Genomic DNA, 19,195 nt, shown 5'->3' on the forward strand with positions numbered 1-19,195 from the left:
GATCAGCGGCCCGGAAACTGTCACCACCGGTGCGGCCTTTGATGTCTCATGGTCGAGCAGCATTCACGGTCGGGATTTCATCACGATCGTCCCAGCGGGTGCCAAAGAGGGCGATTATGGCGCCTATATTCGCGTCGGCGACAAAGCCGAAGGCCGCCTGACCGCCCCGGCAGAGGCTGGCCTTTATGAACTGCGCTACGTGCTCAGCGAAGGTAACCGCACGCAGGCCAGTGCCCCAATCGAGGTGGTCGGGGCCGAGGTCACGATCACAGGGCCAGAAATCGTTCGTGCCGAGACACCGGTCGAGATTACATGGTCGCAAACGATCAATCCCAACGACTTCGTCACCATCGTTCCGACTGGCGCCGCAGAGGGGAGCTATGCCAATTATATCCGCACCCGTTCGGCAACATCGGGCGAGTTGAAAGCGCCCTCCGACTCGGGGCTTTATGAGATCCGCTATATTCTGGCGACTGGGAACAAGACCCTTGCGAGCGCGCCCCTTGAGGTGGTGGACGCGGATGCACCGCTTGACGATGGCGCGGGGCTTTCGGTGCCGGCAACCGCCGCACCCGGCGAGGTGATCACCGTCACTTGGAGCGGTATGGTCGACAGTGCCGATCAGCGGATCGCGCTGGCGCGTTCAAATCAGCCGGATTTCAGCTGGATCTCGGCCCAGGCCGTTGGCGACGCGAAAACCATGGACCTGAAAATGCCGGATGAAGCGGGCTATTTCGAGGTGCGCTATCTGGATGTTTCCGGTCGTCAGGTTCTGGGCCGCTCGATCGTGGAGGTGAAGTGATGGTCTATCGAACGCTCGCGATTGCTGTCAGTGCGCTTGTGCTGGCAGCCCCGGCGGCGCAGGCCGATCTTGACGGTCATGGGCCGGATGCGTGGCGGGTGACCGGCGTGGCGGCGAATGACATGCTGAACGTCCGGATGGGACCGGGGACCAATTACAAGGTGATCGAGAGATTTGCCCCGAATGAGCGCGGCCTGCAACAGATCACCTGCGTGCCATTTTATCAGCTGCGCCATTACTCTGAGATGAGCGAGGCAGAGATCAAGGCGCTGCCCGCGCCTTGGTGCCTGGTGCGCGCGGCAGATATGACCCGCGCTGGGTGGGTTTCGCAGCGCTTTATCGAGCCAGACCACGGTCAGGCGGCGGCAGCCAACGCGCAGGAAACCCGCCAGGCCGCAGCGACGGCCCCGGCTGGTTCACTGATCAACGGTGCAGAAAATCTCGTGCGCGATTTGTATAACGCGTTCGAGCGCTCAGCTTCGCAGGCGGATAACCCTTTCATGCGCCCTGCAGCGAAAAAATATTTCACGACCGAGATGATCCCTGATCTGGCCGGCCATGGGGCGGATCTGCTCTATGACGCGCAGGATTTTCAGGGCTCGGTGACACGTATCGCCCCCGACCCGCAACGCCCGATGTTTCGCGGCATGATCAGCATTAACGTCGATTTCACCAATTTCGGCAGGCCAAGCAACGCCACCTTCTACCTGCGAGCAGATACAGGTCAGCCGGGCGCACCGTTTCGCATCTTCCGGATTGAACATGAGAACTGGAGCTTTCCACCCTGACCGGTCCGGCTCTCGTAATGGTGGCAATGCCAATCTGATCCAAGAGGGCTGCAACCGGATAACGATGACATGAGGGGGCGAACGGGTGGCATCGGCGCGCGCGGTTGCCCCGGTTTGGAGCACAACCTTAACCGGTCCCGGTGCTTTTGATACACCGATTTGTAACTAAGGAAAGAATATGGATTTCAAGAAACCGGATATGAAAACGCGGTTGGCGCAACTGGGGTTTCTCGTCAAACACAGTTTCACCATTGTCGGGCGCAATCGCGCGCTGATCGCGCCGGTTGCGCGTATGGCCGTTTACGCTATCGTAATGATCCTTCTGCTTTTTATCGGCATCTGTCTGGTCCTCTATGACAATGGCAACGGTACCTGGTTCCTGCTCGCTGCTGGGCTGATGTTTCTTTACAAGTTCTTCTATTACAATCGTGCTGAACTGACCCTCAGCCGGATGACCTGGACCGCCGCCACCGGCGGCACGCCGAACCACCGCGCCGCGCGCAAAGAAATCTCGGATCTGCGCCGTCAGATCCGGATCTTGGGGCTTCTCGATATGGTCGGCGCCTGGGTGGCAAGCCGCAAGACGAAAGCTGGCGGCTTTATGAATATGTTGCTGGGCGGCATCGTAGAGATATGGGATCTGGTCAATCATTTCCTGCTGCCCGCCTTCGCCATCGATAAGCTTAGTCTGGCCGACGGAATTGCCAGTCTGAAACAGCTAAAGGATCATGTGCCCGAGACATTGGGCGGTGTATTCGGACTCGATATTCTGGGCGGCGTGGTGCGTACACTGATGGCGCCGCTCTATGGTGCCGGAGTTCTTTTTGGCATCATCGTCGGCGTTGTCGGCGGCCACCATATGCCCGAAGCTTTCTCGGGCGGCACAATTGGCGAGCTGTTTCCAGACATGCCGCAAATCTGGCTGATCGGTCCCGATTCGATTTTCAGCTGGCTTCCGGTGTTCGTCGTCGTCTCTCTTGGTGTTCTTGTACATGCGATTTTTGCGCGGATCGTCACCGCGATCAAAGTGATCTATTTCACCTTGTTCTATGCTCGTATCGAGCATGCAGAGGCTCTTGCGCCAGATATCCGCGCCGATCTGGAAGGCTATCTTGAACTGGAGCAAACCGACGCGGAGTTGGTGCCGGTGTGATCTGCGTAGTGCCGTCGCAAATTTGATTGGGGTGTCAGAGGCGGTTTTGGTAATTCGCATCTTGACAACCCCCGGCGAAGATAATGGTTTGCCACCTCAGCGCAAACAAGAGGACAAGGCCATGGATCTGAACCGACTTGAATCCATTTTGAACCAAATCGGCGGTATAGTCTGGGGGCCATTTCTGTTGATCCCTTTGCTGCTGGGGACAGGTGTATATCTGACCTTTCGCCTTGGCGGGATCCAGTTCATCCGGCTGGGCGCTGCGTTGCGCCTTGGTTTGCTGAAGCGAAAAGACGACACCATTGATGGCGATATTTCCCAGTTTCAGGCCCTGACCACTGCCATGGCGGCGACGGTGGGCACCGGTAATATTGTGGGCGTTGCCACGGCGCTGGCCGTTGGCGGGCCCGGCGCTCTGTTCTGGATGTGGATAACCGCGCTGGTTGGCATGGCCACGAAATATTCCGAAGCGTTTCTTGCTGTGCGCTATCGGGTGACGGACGCGGCTGGCGAAAAGTCCGGCGGGCCGCAATATTACCTGCAACGTGGGATAAATAACGGATTTGGCAAGTTTCTTGCCCTGTCATTCGCGATTTTTGCGACCATCGCCTGTTTTGGCATCGGCAATCTGACCCAAGGCAATGCAATCGCCACCAATCTTGAGAACAGCTTTGCGGTGCCGCTTTGGGTATCGGGCCTTGCCCTGACAGTCATGACTTTTGCCGTCCTTGTCGGCGGTATCAAGTCGATCGGCAAGGTTACGGCGGCCCTCGTTCCGGTGATGGTTATTCTCTATGTCGTTTGCGCACTGTTCATTCTGGCGGTCAATATCAGCATGGTTCCGGCGGCGTTCGGGCAGATCTTCAGCCAAGCCTTTACCGGCACATCGGCGGCCGGTGGATTTCTTGGCTCGTCGTTGATCATTGCGGTGCAGTTTGGTGTCGCACGCGGGCTTTTCTCGAATGAATCCGGGCTTGGTTCGGCCCCGATCGCAGCGGCCAGCGCGCAAACCCACCATCCGGTGCGTCAGGGGCTGGTGTCGATGACGCAGACCTTCATCGATACGATCATCGTCGTGTCCTGTACCGGCTTGGTCATCATCACCACCGGCACCTGGAGCGAGATCGATCCGGCCACCGGCGAACAGCTTTCCGCGGGTCTGATGACCGCTTCAGCGTTTAGCCAGGGCTTACCGGGAGAGTGGGGAGATTGGGTGGTGACGCTCGGGCTGGTCCTGTTTGCCTATTCGACGATCCTTGGCTGGGCCTATTACGGCGAACGCAACATCGAACGGTTGATGGGCCGCAGCGGCGTCATGCCATTTCGCGCCTTTTTCAGCCTTGTCGTCTATGTCGGCTGCACCACGCAGTTGGGCATTGTGTGGAGTCTCTCGGATGTGATGAACGGCCTGATGGCGCTTCCGAACCTGATCGGGCTTCTGATTCTGTCGGGTCTGATCGCGCGCGAAACCCGGGTTTACCTAAAGCACGACCCACAATTGCTTGCCTCGCGCGAGGAGATCGAGGCGTTCATGGCCAAGGACCCAGGTTGGGAGGAATGGAAGGAAAACGAGCGTAAGGCAGTGCATACCTGAGCGCGCTGCGATCGCTGCGGGCGGGCCGACACAGCGCCCGCCATTTTCTACCAATGCGGCACCGGTAATGCTTTAGCCTATTCTTCGCTTACCGGGCCGCGCAGAGCCTTGATTTCACCGCGCACCTTCTTGGCTTTCAGCCGCCGGCGTTCAGAGCCCTTTGTGGGGCGGGTCGGGATCCGCCGTTTAGGGGCGACCAACGCCTTGCGGACCAGATCGGCCAGACGGTCGCGAGCAATGTCGCGGTTGCGGGCCTGACTGCGGGTTTCGTCACACTGGATGATCAGTGCGCCGTCGTTGGACCAGCGCCGTCCGGCCAGACGTCTCAGCCGGGTCTTGACCGGGCCGGGCAGCGAAGGGGAACGCGCAGCCTCGAAGCGCAGTTCGACCGCAGAAGCGACCTTGTTTACGTTCTGCCCACCGGGACCCGAGGCGCGCACAAAGCTTTCGGTCAATTCCCATTCCTGGATCGTAATTGTGTCGGAGATACGCAACATGGGCCGTGGTATAAAGCGGTTATGCAAATACCGAAAGGGCCGCCCGATTCTCACGGACGGCCCAGACGAAAGTTCTTTGGAGGTGGAGTCGGTCTGACTTTACACCAGTTCAGATTGGCGGCGTTCCGCCAAGGGCTGCCCTAGCGGGCGGTCCTCCAACCTGTTCCGACACCTCGCTCCAATACCTTTCTCGACACTGGATCACCTCCTTTGCATTTGTTGAAACCTAAGACGATGCTGCCATGGATCTAGAAAAACACCAAACGAATTCTTCACGAGTGGCGAACACGCGCCTCCATCCGTGTCGCAATCAGGCGAAACGGGATCAGCGCGATCAGCGCCAGTGACAGCTTCACCAGCCAGTCCGCAACGGCCAGAGACACCCAGAGCGGCACCATCGGGCCAATTCCAAGCATCGGCAAAACTTCATTTGCCCAAGCGATGTCGGCGCCTGGGTCCAGCCATGACAGGGTGGCGGAAAAGGCGATTGCGAAAAATAGCGCTGTATCCACCGCCGACCCGATCAGGGTTGAAGTCAGCGGTGCTTGCCACCACACGCGACGGCGCAAGGCCGAGAAAATCGCAACATCCAGCATTTGCGCCGAGAGAAATGCCGTTCCCGAAGCGATAGCGACGCGCAAGGTCACCAGCGGACCAAATTCACCGATGATCTGGGTGCCGATCAGCGAACAGGCCACGCCAACAAGAAAGCCGATGAACACCACTTTGCGGGCCGGACCTGCGCCATAGACCCGGTTCATCAGGTCGGTGACCAGAAATGCCAGTGGATAGGTGAACGCGCCCCATGTCAGCCATTGTCCGAACAGGAACTGGACAAGGATATTCGATGCCACCACGATGGCAGCCATGGCAAATATGCCGGGAAGATGTGCACGAGACATTGGTCTGATCCGTTTTGACAAGGTGGCGGAAACTTGTCCCCATCGGGGCTAAGGAGCGAATAACGCGATGCGCCGCACAGGGCAAGGTCAGTCGCCCGCTGGGCGGTGTAGCCTTTGCCGGTCGCGGCTTACAACAGCTCGGGTTTGTTCGGGCGCGAGGCCGGCAGAGGCAGGCGGGCAAGGATCAGTTTTGATGCAGCACCGTGGCACATTGCTGGGGCAGATCGGATAGGGTGTATTCGCGCCGCGGCTTGGGCTTGGGCGCGTCCGGGTCGGGCGGTGGCGGGTTCAGGATGTTGTGGACCCATTGCTGCGCCTCGGCGCAGCCATCGCCGGGCGGCGGGGCATCCTGATTTGCGCAGCCGCGTGCGCCACGCGGGCAGGCCAGACGGACATGGAAATGATAGTGATGCCCCCACCAGGGACGCACCTTGCGCAGCCAGTCGCGGTTGCCGCGTTCGTCGGCGCACATTTGTACCTTGGCACCCGGAAACACGAAAATCCGCGCGACCCGCTTGTCCTTGGCGGCGGCGCGCAGGATTTCATGATGCGCCGGGCTCCAGCTTTTGTTGACATAGGCGCCCTTTGCGCGCTGCATCGAGATCGACGACACGGTTTCGCGCTGCTGGGGCGTCAGATCCAGCCGGGTGGCGGGCAACATCCAGATATCCGCATCCAGGCCGATCTGATGGCTGCGATGGCCCGAGGTCATCGGTCCGCCGCGTGGCTGGCTCATGTCACCTATATAAAGCCCCTTCCAGCCCGGCTGTTTGGCGGCAAAGGCACTGAGACCGACGACAAAGTCTACCAGTTCGGGGTGGCCCCAGTTGCGGTTGCGCGACAGGCGCATGGCCTGCCAGCTTGGCCCGGTTTCGGGCAATTGCACCGCCCCGGCGACGCAGCCGCGCGAATATCCGCCAAAAGGTGCCGGTTGGTGCGGCGAGCCGCTGCGTTGGGCACCGAAAAGCTCTTTGGCCAGCGGTTGTGCTTGAGCTGGCGCCGTCAGCGCGACGATCAGGAAACAGGTTGCGAGGAAGCGTCCCATAAATGTTCTCCGTCGGGTTTGACCCATGCTAGCAGAAACAAGCCGATCACGAATAGCAGGATTAGCGGGGTGACGCCCAATTGCTGGCTGCCGGTGGCCCAGGTCACCGCCCCGATCGCCAGCGGCGCGATGAATGCGGTCGCCTTGCCCGCGAGCGCATAAAGACCGAAGGCCTCGGTCATGCGGGTGGGGTCGGCCTGGCGCACCATCATCGTGCGGCTGGCCGATTGCAGCGCGCCGCCGGCGGCACCGATCACCGCGCCGACGCCATAGAACAGGATGTCGGGCAGGGACGACTCCGGGCTGACCGGGACACCGAATACCGTTTGGCGCGAAATGAATATGATCGTGACCGCGACCAGTGTGAGGATGGTGATACAGGTCGCGATCACCGGTTTGGGTCCGAACGTGCTGTCGGCGAGACCGCCCAGCCAAGCGAAAATCGCGGCGGTGATGATCGCCAGAATACCGAACAGCCCGGTGTCGATGACGCCCCAGCCAAGCACGCCGGCGGCATAGATACCACCAAACACATACATGCCGTTCAGCGCGTCGCGATAGAACATTGACGCGCCGAGATAGGCAAACAGGCTGGGGCTCTTCGGCAGGGTGCGCACGGTTTGGCCCAAGCCCTGCAATGCCAGCCTTACAGCTCCGCGCGGCGCACGGGCGGGTTTTGGGTCGCGGACATACAGAAAAAACGGGATCATGAAGATGACATACCAAAGCCCGACCAAGGGCCCGACAAATCGTGTACCTTCGCGGGTGGCCGGGTCCAGACCAAATAGCGGAGCGGTGCCGATCATGGTCGTGCCGGTCTGTGCGTCTTCGGAAAAGAAGGCAAGCATGATCACCAGGGCCAGCAGTCCGCCGACATAACCGAAGGCCCAGCCATTGCCGGAAATCCGCCCGATCTGATCCGGTGTGCCCAGATCGGGCAGCATCGAATTGGTGAAGATCGTCGCGAACTCCATGGCGATCAGTCCGCCACAGAAAAACGCCAGCGTCAGGATCAGGTTGAAATGATCGGGATGCGCCTGCCACAATCCGAAACTGCCGATTACGTAAAGCGCCGAAAAGATCCAGATCCAGCGCATCCGGTTCCCGGCCGTATCCGCCAGCGCTCCCAAGATGGGCGCCAGCACGGCAATCACGAGCCCGGCCAGCCCGACCCCAAGCCCCCAGACGCTTTGCGCCTGCGTGCCGCTGTCTAGCAATTCTTTGATATAGGGGCCGAAAATGAAAGTCAGCAAAAGCGTGTTATAGGGCTGGCTGGCGAAATCGAAAAAGAACCAGCCCCAAATACGCTTGCGCGGTGAAATCGCTGTCATACCGCTCCCTCGGTTACTGGGCCGATATGACAGCGGTTCCGCGGTGCAATCAACCGGCAATTGATCGACGGAGACTCTTGCCCTTTTGTGGTCATACGCTTAGGTCAGAGGCGCCGTTAGCGGAGAGGTCCAATGCAATCGCTGTTTCAAATCCTGATGCTGGTTCTGGACGTTGTCTGGTTCTTCATTATCGCGCATGTGATCATGAGCTGGCTGATCAATTTCCAAGTGCTGAATCTGCGCCAGCCGCTGGTTGGGCAGATCTGGGACGGGCTAACCCGCATTCTTGAGCCGCTCTATGGGCCGGTCCGACGCCTCCTGCCGCCGATGCAGGGGTTGGATCTGGCGCCGCTGGTGGTGCTGCTGGGCATTTTTGCGCTGCGCATAATTTTGGTGAATAACGCCGCCGCATTCTATTGACCGCTGCGCCCGTTATGGGCGGCGGAATTGGGTATTTAGCAACCAGAAAGAAGCTAGGGGCATGGCTTGTTCCCCGACTCCGGTTATGGGAGAGTGGCGGAAACCGGTACTCACACAGATAAAATGGGGCGAACGGGCATGACGAAAGCCGCACGGCTATTGCGCGATGTTTTTGGATTCGATGCTTTTCGTCCCGGACAGAAAGAAATCATCGATGCGGTGAGCACGGGTGAAAATGTGCTTGCCATCATGCCCACGGGTGGCGGGAAATCACTGTGTTTCCAATTGCCTGCATTATTGCGCGACGGGGTGACCGTGGTGATTTCGCCGCTGATCGCGTTGATGCGCGATCAGGTGCGTGCTTTGCAAGAGGCCGGGGTCGAGGCGGGTGCGCTGACGTCGGGCAATACCGATGCAGAGACCGATGCGGTCTGGGACGCGCTGGCGGCAGAGCGGCTGAAGCTGTTATATATGGCGCCGGAACGGTTGGCCGCGGGGTCGGTGGTGCACATGTTGCGGCGCACCAATGTGAGCATGATTGCTGTGGACGAAGCCCATTGCGTGAGCCAGTGGGGCCATGATTTCCGCCCTGATTATCTGCGCATCGGCGAATTGCGGCGCACGCTGGATGTGCCATTGGCGGCCTTTACGGCAACGGCGGATGGCGAAACCCAAGCCGAGATCGTGGAGAAACTATTTGACGCTGCCGCCCCGCGCACGTTTCTGCACGGGTTCGACCGGCCGAATATCCATCTGGCATTTACCGTCAAGAACAGCCCGCGCCGCCAGATCTTGGAGTTCGCTGCGGCGCGGCGGGGGCAGTCCGGCATCGTCTATTGCGGCACCCGGGCCAAGACCGAAGCCCTGGCCGCTGCGTTGCGGGAAGATCGACACAGTGCCTGCCATTATCACGGGGGCATGGAGGCCGAGGACCGGCGGCAGGTCGAAACCCGTTTTGCGCGCGAGGATGGCTTGATCGTCGTGGCCACGGTCGCCTTTGGCATGGGCATCGACAAGCCGGATATTCGCTGGGTCGCCCATGCCGATCTGCCCAAGAGTATCGAGGCCTATTATCAGGAGATCGGCCGCGCCGGGCGCGATGGGGCACCGGCGGAAACCCTGACTTTATTTGGCCCCGAGGATATTCGCCTGCGCCGCAGCCAGATCGACGAGGGGCTGGCCCCGTCCGAGCGCCGCGCCGCCGATCATGGGCGGCTGAACGCCTTGCTGGGCCTGGCCGAGGCGCTGAAATGCCGGCGCGTGCAATTGCTGGGCTATTTTGGCGAAGTGGCCGCGCCCTGCGGCAATTGTGACCTGTGCGACAGTCCGCCCGAGATATTCGAGGCCACCACGGCGGTGCGCAAGGCGCTGTCGGCGATCCTGCGCACGGATGAGCGGTTCGGGGCGGGGCATTTGATCGATATCCTGACGGGCAACCAGACCGACCGGATCAAGGCGCGCGGCCATGACGGCTTGCCGACTTTTGGTGTGGGCGGCGAGTTTAACCGCAGCCAATGGCAGGCGGTGTTTCGCCAGATGATGGGCCATGATCTGGTTCGGCCTGATCCCGAACGTCACGGGGCGCTGCGCATGACCGACACGGCCCGACCTATATTGCGCGGCGAAAGCAATATCACCCTTCGTCGGGACACGATTGCATCGGCCCGCCGGCAACCGGCGGTCAAGGCGCAGGTGGCCGACGAGGACGCGCCGCTTTTGTCTGCGCTCAAGGCTAAGCGGCGGGCCTTGGCCGAAAGCGCCCGCGTGCCGGCCTATGTGATCTTTCCCGATCGCACATTGATCGAAATGGCCGAAACCCGTCCGGCCGATCTTGATGCGATGGCGCAGATCAACGGGGTCGGTGCGAAAAAGCTGGAGCGCTATGGGGCGGTGTTCCTTGAAGTCATCACCGGGACAGATGAAACCGTGCATCCGGTGCGGCGCAAACTGGCCGGGCGCGCGGCGGGGTCGGTTTTTGACCGCTTGCTGGCGGTGCAGTCCGATCTGGCGCGCGGCCCGGAAGGGACAGACAAACCGCTGAGCTGTTCCACGTCGCAACTGGCAAAGGTGGCGCAATTGCGCCCCGCTGATTCCGGTGGCCTTGAACGCCTGCTGGGGGAGCGGCGCGCCGAACGCTTTGGTGGGGCTTTTCTGGACGTATTGCGCGCGGTTGAGTAGGAACGGGACGAGAAAACACGCCGGTGATGAATTGTCGGCCACCACCATAGCGCGTTCGCATGACCAACCTGAGGACATGGAACCGAAGGGCCGACGAGGGAACAAGTGAGAACTTCATATGCTGATATTGCTGTCTCCTGCCAAGAATCTGAATGAAGGCCGGGCTGCCGGACGTGCCACAACTACCCCTCGGTTTCTTGACGAAGCCGAGGAGCTTGTAACCGTCATGCGCGATTGGTCGGAGACCGAGATTGCGGATTTGATGAAAGTGTCGCCAAAGATTGCGCAACTGAACGTCGAACGGATCGCAGCATGGTCGCGGCAGTCAGGAGCGGCACAGGCCGCCGGGGACATGTTTGACGGCGACGCGTACAAACATCTTGAAATGGAAACCCTGAGCGATTTTGCCCGCGCCGGGGCTGCGCGCCGGTTAAGAATGCTCTCGGGGCTTTATGGGCTGCTGCGGCCCACCGACGATATCTGCGCCTATCGATTGGAGATGGGGCGGAAATTGCCGGGACATCCTGCCGGGACACTTTATCAATTCTGGGGCACCAAGATCGCCGAAGCATTGCTGGATGATGCGCGCGAGATTGGAACCGACACCATCCTGAATCTGGCATCGGACGAATATGCGAAATCGGTTGATCAAGCGGCCTTGAATGGGCTGCAGGTGGTTACCCCGCGGTTCGAAGAGGAACGCAAGGGGGTCCGAAAAGTGATTGCATTCTCGGCAAAACGCGTGCGGGGGGCGATGACCCGCTGGGTGCTGGAAAACGGTTATACCGATCCCGCCGATTTGGCGCAGTTCGAGGCTGGCGGCTATTTCTTCGATGCGGAATCGTCATCCCCCGAGCGCCCGGTCTTCCTAAGGGTTTCTGAATAGAGACAATGTGCAGCATTGCGCAGGGAAATGGCGATTGCTTAGCGCGATCGTAAGGTAAATCTTGCCAATAGCTTAACTGGCGTGCCAACGTTCCTCCCAACAGGGAGATTAGCATGCGGCGGTTCACTCTTGCGGTCGGGATCTGGATTTTTGCGGTTCTCGCCGCGTCGGGGGCATGGACGCAGAACGCCGTGCCGGATTTTCGCTATCTCGTGGCGCGGGATACGGATTTTCACGGCACCGATCTCGACGCCCTGTTTGACACCGATCTTGAGAGTTGCACCCGCGCCTGTTCCGCCAATGACCGATGCGAGGCGTTCACCTACAACACCCGCTCGAACGCCTGTTTTCCCAAGACCGAGCTGCGCCGGTACACGGCATTTTCCGGGGCGATATCGGCCAGCAAACGGGCCCATGATCCGGGCCTGATCGCGCGCGCTGAAACACGTCGTAGCGATCTGGATTTTCTTGACGAACAGGATATTGCGCGGGCCCGCGATCAGGCGCGCGATTTAGGGTTTCGCCATCCGGCTTTGGGTGGTGATCTGGCGGCGGTGTTGAATGCGCGGCGCAGCGAAGAGGCGGTCGGGGCGCTGCCGGCAGCGTTGAACTGGGCCGGTATTTCTGTTTCCCTGTCTGACCGCGCCGATTTATGGACCGATTACGCGCGGCTGTTGCTGGCTGTCGCGGCGGACACGACCCAGAAGCGCCAATATCACGCGCGCGCCATCGCGGCCGCGATCAATGGCTATTTGCGCGCCGATGCTGCCGCCGAACAAACCGATGCACTGGCCTATCTGGCTACGGCACTGGAAGAAACTGGGCGCGGGCGCGACATGATTGGGGCGCTGCGCCTGTCTTACGATCTGCAGCCCCGCGCCGAAACCGAGATGGCGCTGGCGGACGCGATCGGCAAATACGGTTTCCGGGTTACTGGCTCATCGGTGGAAAGCGACGCCGCCGCACCGCGCATCTGCGCGCAGTTTTCCGAGACACTGGCGGCGGGGGTGGATTACGAGACTTTCGTGCGCCTGCCAAATTCAACCCTCGCGGTTCAGGCCGAAGACAGCCAGCTTTGCATCGACGGGGTGGAGCATGGTGAACGCTATCGCCTGACCCTGCGCACGGGTCTGCCAGCGGCCAGTGGCGAGACGCTCGCCAAGGATGTCGAACTGGCGCAATATGTTCGCGACCGCCGCCCCGAGGTGCGCTTTCCGGGCCGTGCTTACATGCTGCCGAAAGCGGCGGATGCAGCGTTGCCGGTAGAAACGGTGAACGTGGACAGGCTTGATCTGCGCTTGCGTCGGGTCAGTGACCGCAACCTATTGCGCACGATGCAAGAGCGACTATTCGCCCGCCCGCTGTCGCATTGGCAGGAGGACGAATTCACCACCGACATCACCGAGGAGGTCTGGACCGGCACCGCCGAAGTCGCCAATGATCTGAACCGCGACATGACCGCCCGCCTGCCCATGGGCGAAGCGATTGCCGCGCAGCCCGCCGGTATCTATGCGCTGAGCGCGCAGATACCGGGCGCCGATCCTTATGACGATCCGGGTGCGACCCAATGGTTCGTGCTGTCTGATCTGGGCATCTCGACCATGGCGGGAACCGACGGGCTGCATGTGACTCTGCGCTCGCTGGCGGATGCAAAACCGGTGAAAGGGGTCGCGGTCAGCTTGATCTCGCGCGCCAACGCAGTGTTGGCGCAGGCGGTCAGTGATGCCGATGGTCGGGTTGCTTTCGATTTCGGTCTGATGCGCGGCACCGGAGGCGCGGCCCCGGCGCTGGTTCTGGCCGAGCGGGGCGAGACCGATATGGCATTTCTGTCGCTGACCGATCCGGCCTTTGATCTGTCCGACCGTGGCGTCGAGGGGCGCGCGCCCGCCGGACCGGTGGATGTGTTCCTGACCACCGATCGCGGGGCCTATCGCGCGGGCGAGACGATCCACGTGACCACGCTGGCCCGTGATGCTGCGGCGCAGGCGGTAGATGGCCTGCCGCTGACCGCAATTCTCAGCCGCCCCGATGGGGTGGAATATCGCCGCCTCGTCTCGCGCGACGGGCAGGCGGGCGGCCATGTCTTTGCCGTTCCGCTCGGCGTCTCGGTGCCGCGGGGCACCTGGCGGCTGGATATCAAAACCGACCCCGACGCGCCCGCACTGGCCAGCCAGACCGTCCTGGTCGAGGATTTTCTGCCCGAGCGGATCGACTTCGACCTTGCCTTGCCTGATGCGCCCTTGCGCTTTGGTCAAACGCCGGGGCTGGAGATCGACGCGCGCTATCTGTTCGGCGCGCCCGGCGCAGATCTGAGCGTCGAGGGGCAGGTGACCCTGCGCGCTGCTGACGCGGTGGCAAGCTGGCCCGGCTATCGCTTTGGCCGCCATGATGCGCGCGGTTGGGCGACGAACGCCCAGTTTGGTGGGATGCACACCGATGCGCAGGGCCAAGCGGTGGTGCGACTGGACCTGCCGACCCCCGATGCGCCGAACCAACCGCTTGAAGCGCGGGTGACGGTGCGTCTTGCCGACGGCTCGGCGCGCCCGGTCGAGCGCGAGATCACCGCGCCCGTCCGTCCGGCTGCGTCGGTCATCGCGATCAAGCCGCTGTTCGATGACGTTGTGGACGAGGGGGGCGAGGCTGCATTTCAGGTGATCGGTCTTTCGCCTGACCTGACCGCGACGCCGATGCAATTACGCTGGACCCTGAACCGGATTGAGACCCGCTATCAGTGGTATGAGCTTTATGGCAACTGGAACTGGGAGCCGACGACGCGGCGTGAACGGATCGCCACCGGCACCGTGGAGCCGGGCGAACAGCCCGCGACCATTACGCAGCCGGTTCAATGGGGCGAATATGAACTGGTGCTGGAACGTGCGGATGGCGATTACGCTGCCGCCTCGGTAAAATTTGATGCCGGCTGGTATGCCCCCGCCGACGCCGCCACCACGCCCGACCGGCTGGAGGTATCGTTGGATAAGCCATCCTATCGGGTGGGGGATACCGCGCGGCTGCGCATTGACGCGCGCATGGGCGGCGTCGCGACCATCGCCGTGCTGTCCAACCATGTGATCGCGCGCCAGACCGTCGCCATCGCGGAAGGCGACATTGAGATTCCTCTGGAGGTGACCGAGGATTGGGGCACCGGCGCCTATGTCACCGCCACCCTGATCCGGCCGATGGACGTGGCGGCGGGGCAAAATCCCTCGAGGGCGCTGGGGCTGGCCCATGCGCGGGTTGAGCCGGAGGGGAAACTGCTAAATATCGCCATCGAGGCCCCCGAAATCGCACGCCCGCGCCAAAGCCAGCGCATCGGCGTCAGCGTGAAAGGTGCGCAAGAGGGCGAGGAGGTCTGGCTGACCCTTGCGGCGGTCGATCTTGGCATTCTGAATCTGACCGGATTCGCGCCACCCGATCCCGAAGGGTATTTTTTCGGCCAGCACCGTCTGGGAGTCGAATTGCGTGATGTTTATGGCCGATTGATCGACGGGATGAAGGGCGCGCTGGGCATGGTGCGCTCGGGCGGGGATGCCAATGCGATGAAGCGGATGCAGTCGCCGCCGCCGACGCAGAAACTGGTGGCGCAGTTCAGCGGTCCGGTCAGGGTAGATGCGCAGGGTCGCGCCGAGGTCGATGTCGATCTGCCCGATTTCAATGGCACTGTCCGATTGATGGCGGTTGCTTGGTCGCCGCGCGCCGTCGGGCAAGCCAGCCGTGACATGATCGTGCGTGATCCGGTGGTCGTGAATGTCACCTTGCCGAACTTCCTTGCCCCCGGCGATCACAGCCGCATCCGGCTGGACGTGACCCACGCCGACGGGCTCACAGGCGAGATGACACTGGCGCTGGAACCGCGCGGCGATGGTTTGTCCCTTGGCAAGGCGCCCAGCACCTTCGATCTGGCGCAGGGTGGCAAGGCGAGTTTCTCGGTTCCGGTGTCGGCGGAGGCGATCGGCGATCCCGGTTTCGACGTGGTGCTGACGACCCCCGACGGCCAGATGCTGCGCCAGAGCCTGACTTTGCCGGTGCGTGCCAACGATCCGGTGGTCGCCCAGACGCGGCGCTTCACATTGGATGCGGGCGAGACATTCCTGCTTTCCGATGACGTCTTTGCCGGGCTGCGCCCCGGCACAGCACAGGCGATGTTCTCGGCCGGGCCGCTGGCAAAATTCGACGTGCCGCACCTCCTGACACTGCTTGATAGTTATCCCTATGGCTGCACCGAACAGGTGGCCTCGCAAGCAATGCCGCTGCTTTACTTATCCTCGGTCGCGCAAGAGATCGGACTGGGCAGCGCTGCGGCGATGGACGAGCGCATCGACGATTCCATCTCTCGCGTTCTGACCCGACAGGCACCGAATGGGGCCTTCGGCCTGTGGCAAGCGGGATCTGGCGATTTCTGGCTGGATGCCTATATCGGCGATTTCCTGTCCCGCGCTCGCGCTAAAGGCCATGACGTGCCGGACCGCGCGTTTGCCATGGCAATGGACAATCTGCGCAACCGGGTGAACTATGCCCCCGATTTCGATAATGGCGGCGAGGATATCGCTTATGCATTGCTGGTTCTGGCGCGCGAGGGCGCGGCGGCAATGGGAGATTTGCGCTATTATGCTGATGTGAAACGTGATGCGTTCGCCACACCGCTGGCCGCCGCGCAACTGGGCGCGGCACTGGCGGCCTATGGCGATCAGACCCGCGCCGATGCGATGTTTGCCCGTGCGGGAAGGATGCTGCGCGACGGGGCCGACGAGGCTCCAGCCTATCGCGCCGATTACGGCACCCATCTGCGCGATACGGCTGGGGTGATGGCGCTGGCGATCGAGGTGGGCAGCGATGCGGTGGATATCGACGCACTTGGTACCCGTATCGCCCAGAGCGACCGTCACCGCTCCACGCAAGAGGCCGCTTGGACCCTGCTCGCGGCGCGGGCGCTGGCCGATGCACCAGAACAATCAGCTCTGCGGATCAATGGCGCAGCGGTTAATGGGCCCTTTGTGCGGAGGTTTGCAGGCGACATACCAGCACAAGGCGCGGAGATCACCGCCGACCGCGCCACCGAACTGACGCTGACCACGCTGGGCGTGCCCGAAACCGCGCCCGAAGCGGGCGGTACGGGCTACGCGATCGAGCGGCGCTTTTTATCAATGGCGGGCACCCCGCTCGATACTGACCGGCTGGCGGTTGGCACCCGTTTCGTCACTGTGCTGACGATCACGCCGTTCGAGGATATTGGCGCGCGGCTGATTGTCGACGATCCGCTGCCTGCCGGGATCGAGATTGACAATCCGAACCTGCTGCGCGCGGGCGATGTCGGAGCGCTTGACTGGCTGGACCTGTCCGAGGCCGACCATGCCGAGTTCCGCAGCGACCGTTTCATCGCGGCGCTTGACCTGCCGGATGACGCCACGGTCACATTGGCCTATATCGCCCGCGCCACCAGTCCCGGCGAGTTTCACCATCCCGCGGCTTCGGTCGAGGCGATGTATCGCCCGCGCTATCGCGCTCATACCGATTCAGGGCGGCTGGCTGTGACCGAATGAGGCGCCACGCCTTGCTCGCGCTGGTCCTGCTGCTGTTCGCGGCGGCGGCACTGCGCGACGGGCTGGATCGCTGGATCGACGCCACCGATCTGCCGCCGCTGCTGGCCGAGATTTCGGACGAGATGCGCGACCGCAACGGCACGCTGCTGCGGGCCTGGCAGGTCGAGGACGGACGCTGGCGGCTGGACCCCGGCCCGGTCGATCATGGTTTCGTGGCGATGTTGCTGCGCTATGAGGACAAGCGCTTTCGTGACCATCGCGGTGTCGACCCGTTGGCCATGGGGCGGGCGCTGGCACAGGCGCTCTGGCATCGGCGCACGATTTCGGGCGGCTCGACCCTGACCATGCAGGTGGCGCGGCTGCTGGAAGATGGCAGCACCGGACGCTGGGCGGGAAAATTGCGCCAGATCCGCGTGGCGTTGGCGCTGGAGCGGCACTTGTCCAAGGACGACATCTTGTCGCTTTACCTGACCCGCGCGCCCTATGGCGGCAATCTGGAAGGGGTGCGCGCGGCAACGCTGGCGTGGTTCGGCAAGGAGCCGCGCCGCCTGACCCCGGCGCAAGCTGCGCTGCTTGTGGCGCTGCCGCAATCGCCGGAAACCCGCCGTCCCGACCGGTATTATGCCCGGGCACAGATCGCGCGCGACCGTGTGCTTGCGCGGATGCGCGGGCAGGGCGTGCTGAGCGCCGAGCAGGCTGCAGCGGCACGACAGGAACCGGTACCGCGCGCCATGCGGCCATTTCCGCAACTGGCAGCACATCTGGCCGACCGTCTGCGCGCCGCCGATCCCGCCGCTTTACGCTATGATACCACGTTGGATGCAGGCATACAGGCGCGGATGGAAACACTGGTGGCACAGGCAGCACGCCGTGCTGGGCAGCGCATTTCTGCGGCGTTGCTGGTGACCGACCATCACAACGGCGATATCGTCGCCTCGGTCGGCTCGCCGGAGTTCACTGACGAAGGCGGGCGACAGGGGTTTGTCGACATGACGCGCGCGCTGCGCTCACCCGGCTCGACGCTGAAGCCGTTGATCTATGGGCTGGCCTTTGATCAGGGGCTGGCGCACCCCGAAACGCTGATTTCCGACACGCCGACTGCCTTTGGCCGCTATGTGCCGCAGAATTTCGACGGGCAGTTCCGCGGCGAGGTGCGCGTGCGCGAGGCGTTGCAGATGTCGCTGAACATCCCGGTGGTGCGCCTGACGCAGGAATTGGGACCGGCGCGGGTGATGGCGGCGCTGCAGCACGCCGGCACGCGCCCGCAAGTGCCCGGCGGCAAGCCGGGGTTGGCAATCGCCTTGGGTGGTCTGGGCCTGACGCTGGAAGATCAGGTGCAGCTTTACGCGGCGCTGGCGCAGGGCGGGCAGGGGCCGGTGCTGCGCCCGCTGCAAGGGGATGCCCGCGAAAAGGGGCGGCGGTTGATGTCCGATGTCGCGGCTTGGCAGGTGAGCGATATCTTGGCGGGCCTTGCACCCCCGCCCGAAGCGCCGCGCTCGGTGCTGGCCTATAAGACCGGCACCTCTTATGGGCACCGTGATGCTTGGGCGCTGGGCTATGACGGGCGGTACGTGATCGGCGTCTGGATGGGCCGCGCCGACGGCACGCCAGTGCCCGGCGCCTTCGGCGGTGATCTGGCCGCGCCGGTGCTGTTCGAGGCCTTTGGGCGGCTGAAACCGCATTTCGACCCGCTGCCGCCACCCCCACCCGAGACGCTGATCGTAACCTCTGCGCAATTGCCCGCGCCGCTGCGTCGGTTCCGCCCGCGTGATGCTGCGTTCAACCGCGATGGCGGTGCCCCAGAACTGGCCTTTCCCCCTGATGGCGCGCGGCTGGCGTTGCCGGATGGGCGGCTGGTGGTCAAGCTGCGCGGAGGCGCTGAACCTTATGTGCTGCTGGCTGACGGTCGGCCCGTCGCCACCGGCCTGCACCGTCGCGAGGTCGAGATCGAAAGCCCTGGCCGCGGCTTTTCCACGCTGGTGGTGATCGATGCCAAGGGCCGCTCTGACCGGGTGCAGGTCGAACTGGATTGAACCGATATCAGGGCGGGACGGGC

Annotated in this window: 13 protein-coding genes; 9 read left to right on the forward strand and 4 right to left on the reverse strand. The window is 62.4% G+C overall.

Going from position 1 to position 19,195, the window contains the following annotated elements; genetic code table 11:
• The 4 genes from JAO82_RS12315 to JAO82_RS12330 form a co-directional block, all read left to right on the forward strand.
• A partial coding sequence (locus JAO82_RS12315; protein ID WP_198686691.1) for a hypothetical protein occupies positions 1-802 on the forward strand: 802 nt, incomplete at its 5' end.
• Positions 802-1,590, forward strand: coding sequence for an SH3 domain-containing protein (locus JAO82_RS12320; protein WP_198686692.1), 789 nt, complete (start codon positions 802-804; stop codon positions 1,588-1,590). The genes JAO82_RS12315 and JAO82_RS12320, both read left to right, overlap by 1 nt.
• A gap of 178 nt (positions 1,591-1,768) precedes the next feature.
• The gene (locus tag JAO82_RS12325) at positions 1,769-2,743 is read left to right on the forward strand and encodes a hypothetical protein (protein ID WP_198686693.1); all 975 of its coding nucleotides are present in this window, start codon (positions 1,769-1,771) and stop codon (positions 2,741-2,743) included.
• 121 nt (positions 2,744-2,864) lie between these two features.
• The gene (locus tag JAO82_RS12330; protein WP_198686694.1) at positions 2,865-4,340 is read left to right on the forward strand and encodes an alanine/glycine:cation symporter family protein; all 1,476 of its coding nucleotides are present in this window, start codon (positions 2,865-2,867) and stop codon (positions 4,338-4,340) included.
• Between the two features lie 77 nt (positions 4,341-4,417).
• On the opposite strand, the gene arfB is transcribed toward JAO82_RS12330, so the two are convergent.
• The 4 genes from arfB to JAO82_RS12350 form a co-directional block, all read right to left on the reverse strand.
• The gene (gene arfB / locus JAO82_RS12335; RefSeq protein ID WP_198686695.1) at positions 4,418-4,837 is read right to left on the reverse strand and encodes an alternative ribosome rescue aminoacyl-tRNA hydrolase ArfB; all 420 of its coding nucleotides are present in this window, start codon (positions 4,835-4,837) and stop codon (positions 4,418-4,420) included.
• A 272-nt stretch (positions 4,838-5,109) separates the two neighbouring features.
• Positions 5,110-5,739, reverse strand: coding sequence for a queuosine precursor transporter (locus tag JAO82_RS12340; protein ID WP_198686696.1), 630 nt, complete (start codon positions 5,737-5,739; stop codon positions 5,110-5,112).
• Between the two features lie 184 nt (positions 5,740-5,923).
• A complete protein-coding gene (mepA, locus tag JAO82_RS12345; RefSeq protein WP_198686697.1) occupies positions 5,924-6,784 on the reverse strand; it encodes a penicillin-insensitive murein endopeptidase in 861 nt (286 codons plus the stop codon).
• The gene (locus JAO82_RS12350; RefSeq protein ID WP_198686698.1) at positions 6,754-8,115 is read right to left on the reverse strand and encodes an MFS transporter; all 1,362 of its coding nucleotides are present in this window, start codon (positions 8,113-8,115) and stop codon (positions 6,754-6,756) included. The genes mepA and JAO82_RS12350 overlap by 31 nt, the downstream gene beginning before the upstream one ends.
• Positions 8,116-8,247: 132 nt before the next feature.
• Here JAO82_RS12350 and JAO82_RS12355 point away from each other — a divergent pair, with 132 nt between their 5' ends.
• The 5 genes from JAO82_RS12355 to pbpC all read left to right on the forward strand — a co-directional run bounded on the left by JAO82_RS12355 (position 8,248) and on the right by pbpC (position 19,172).
• Positions 8,248-8,535 (forward strand): YggT family protein, encoded by a 288-nt coding sequence (locus JAO82_RS12355; RefSeq protein ID WP_198686699.1) that lies wholly within the window; start codon positions 8,248-8,250, stop codon positions 8,533-8,535.
• A gap of 138 nt (positions 8,536-8,673) precedes the next feature.
• Positions 8,674-10,713 carry a DNA helicase RecQ gene (gene recQ / locus JAO82_RS12360; protein WP_198686700.1) on the forward strand — a complete coding sequence of 680 codons (2,040 nt, stop codon included), beginning with the start codon at positions 8,674-8,676 and terminating at the stop codon, positions 10,711-10,713.
• A 118-nt stretch (positions 10,714-10,831) separates the two neighbouring features.
• Positions 10,832-11,599: a YaaA family protein gene (locus JAO82_RS12365; RefSeq protein ID WP_198686701.1), complete on the forward strand. Its 768-nt coding sequence runs from the start codon at positions 10,832-10,834 to the stop codon at positions 11,597-11,599.
• A 113-nt stretch (positions 11,600-11,712) separates the two neighbouring features.
• Positions 11,713-17,139, forward strand: a complete 5,427-nt coding sequence (locus tag JAO82_RS12370; protein ID WP_198686702.1) for an alpha-2-macroglobulin family protein — start codon at positions 11,713-11,715, stop codon at positions 17,137-17,139.
• Complete coding sequence (gene pbpC, locus JAO82_RS12375; protein WP_198686703.1) at positions 17,136-19,172, forward strand: penicillin-binding protein 1C; 2,037 nt, start codon at positions 17,136-17,138, stop codon at positions 19,170-19,172. The genes JAO82_RS12370 and pbpC overlap by 4 nt, the downstream gene beginning before the upstream one ends.
• Positions 19,173-19,195 lie beyond the last annotated feature (23 nt).

Origin of the sequence: Pontibaca salina, assembly GCF_016307205.1 — a bacterium.
Classification (GTDB): domain Bacteria; phylum Pseudomonadota; class Alphaproteobacteria; order Rhodobacterales; family Rhodobacteraceae; genus Pontibaca; species Pontibaca salina.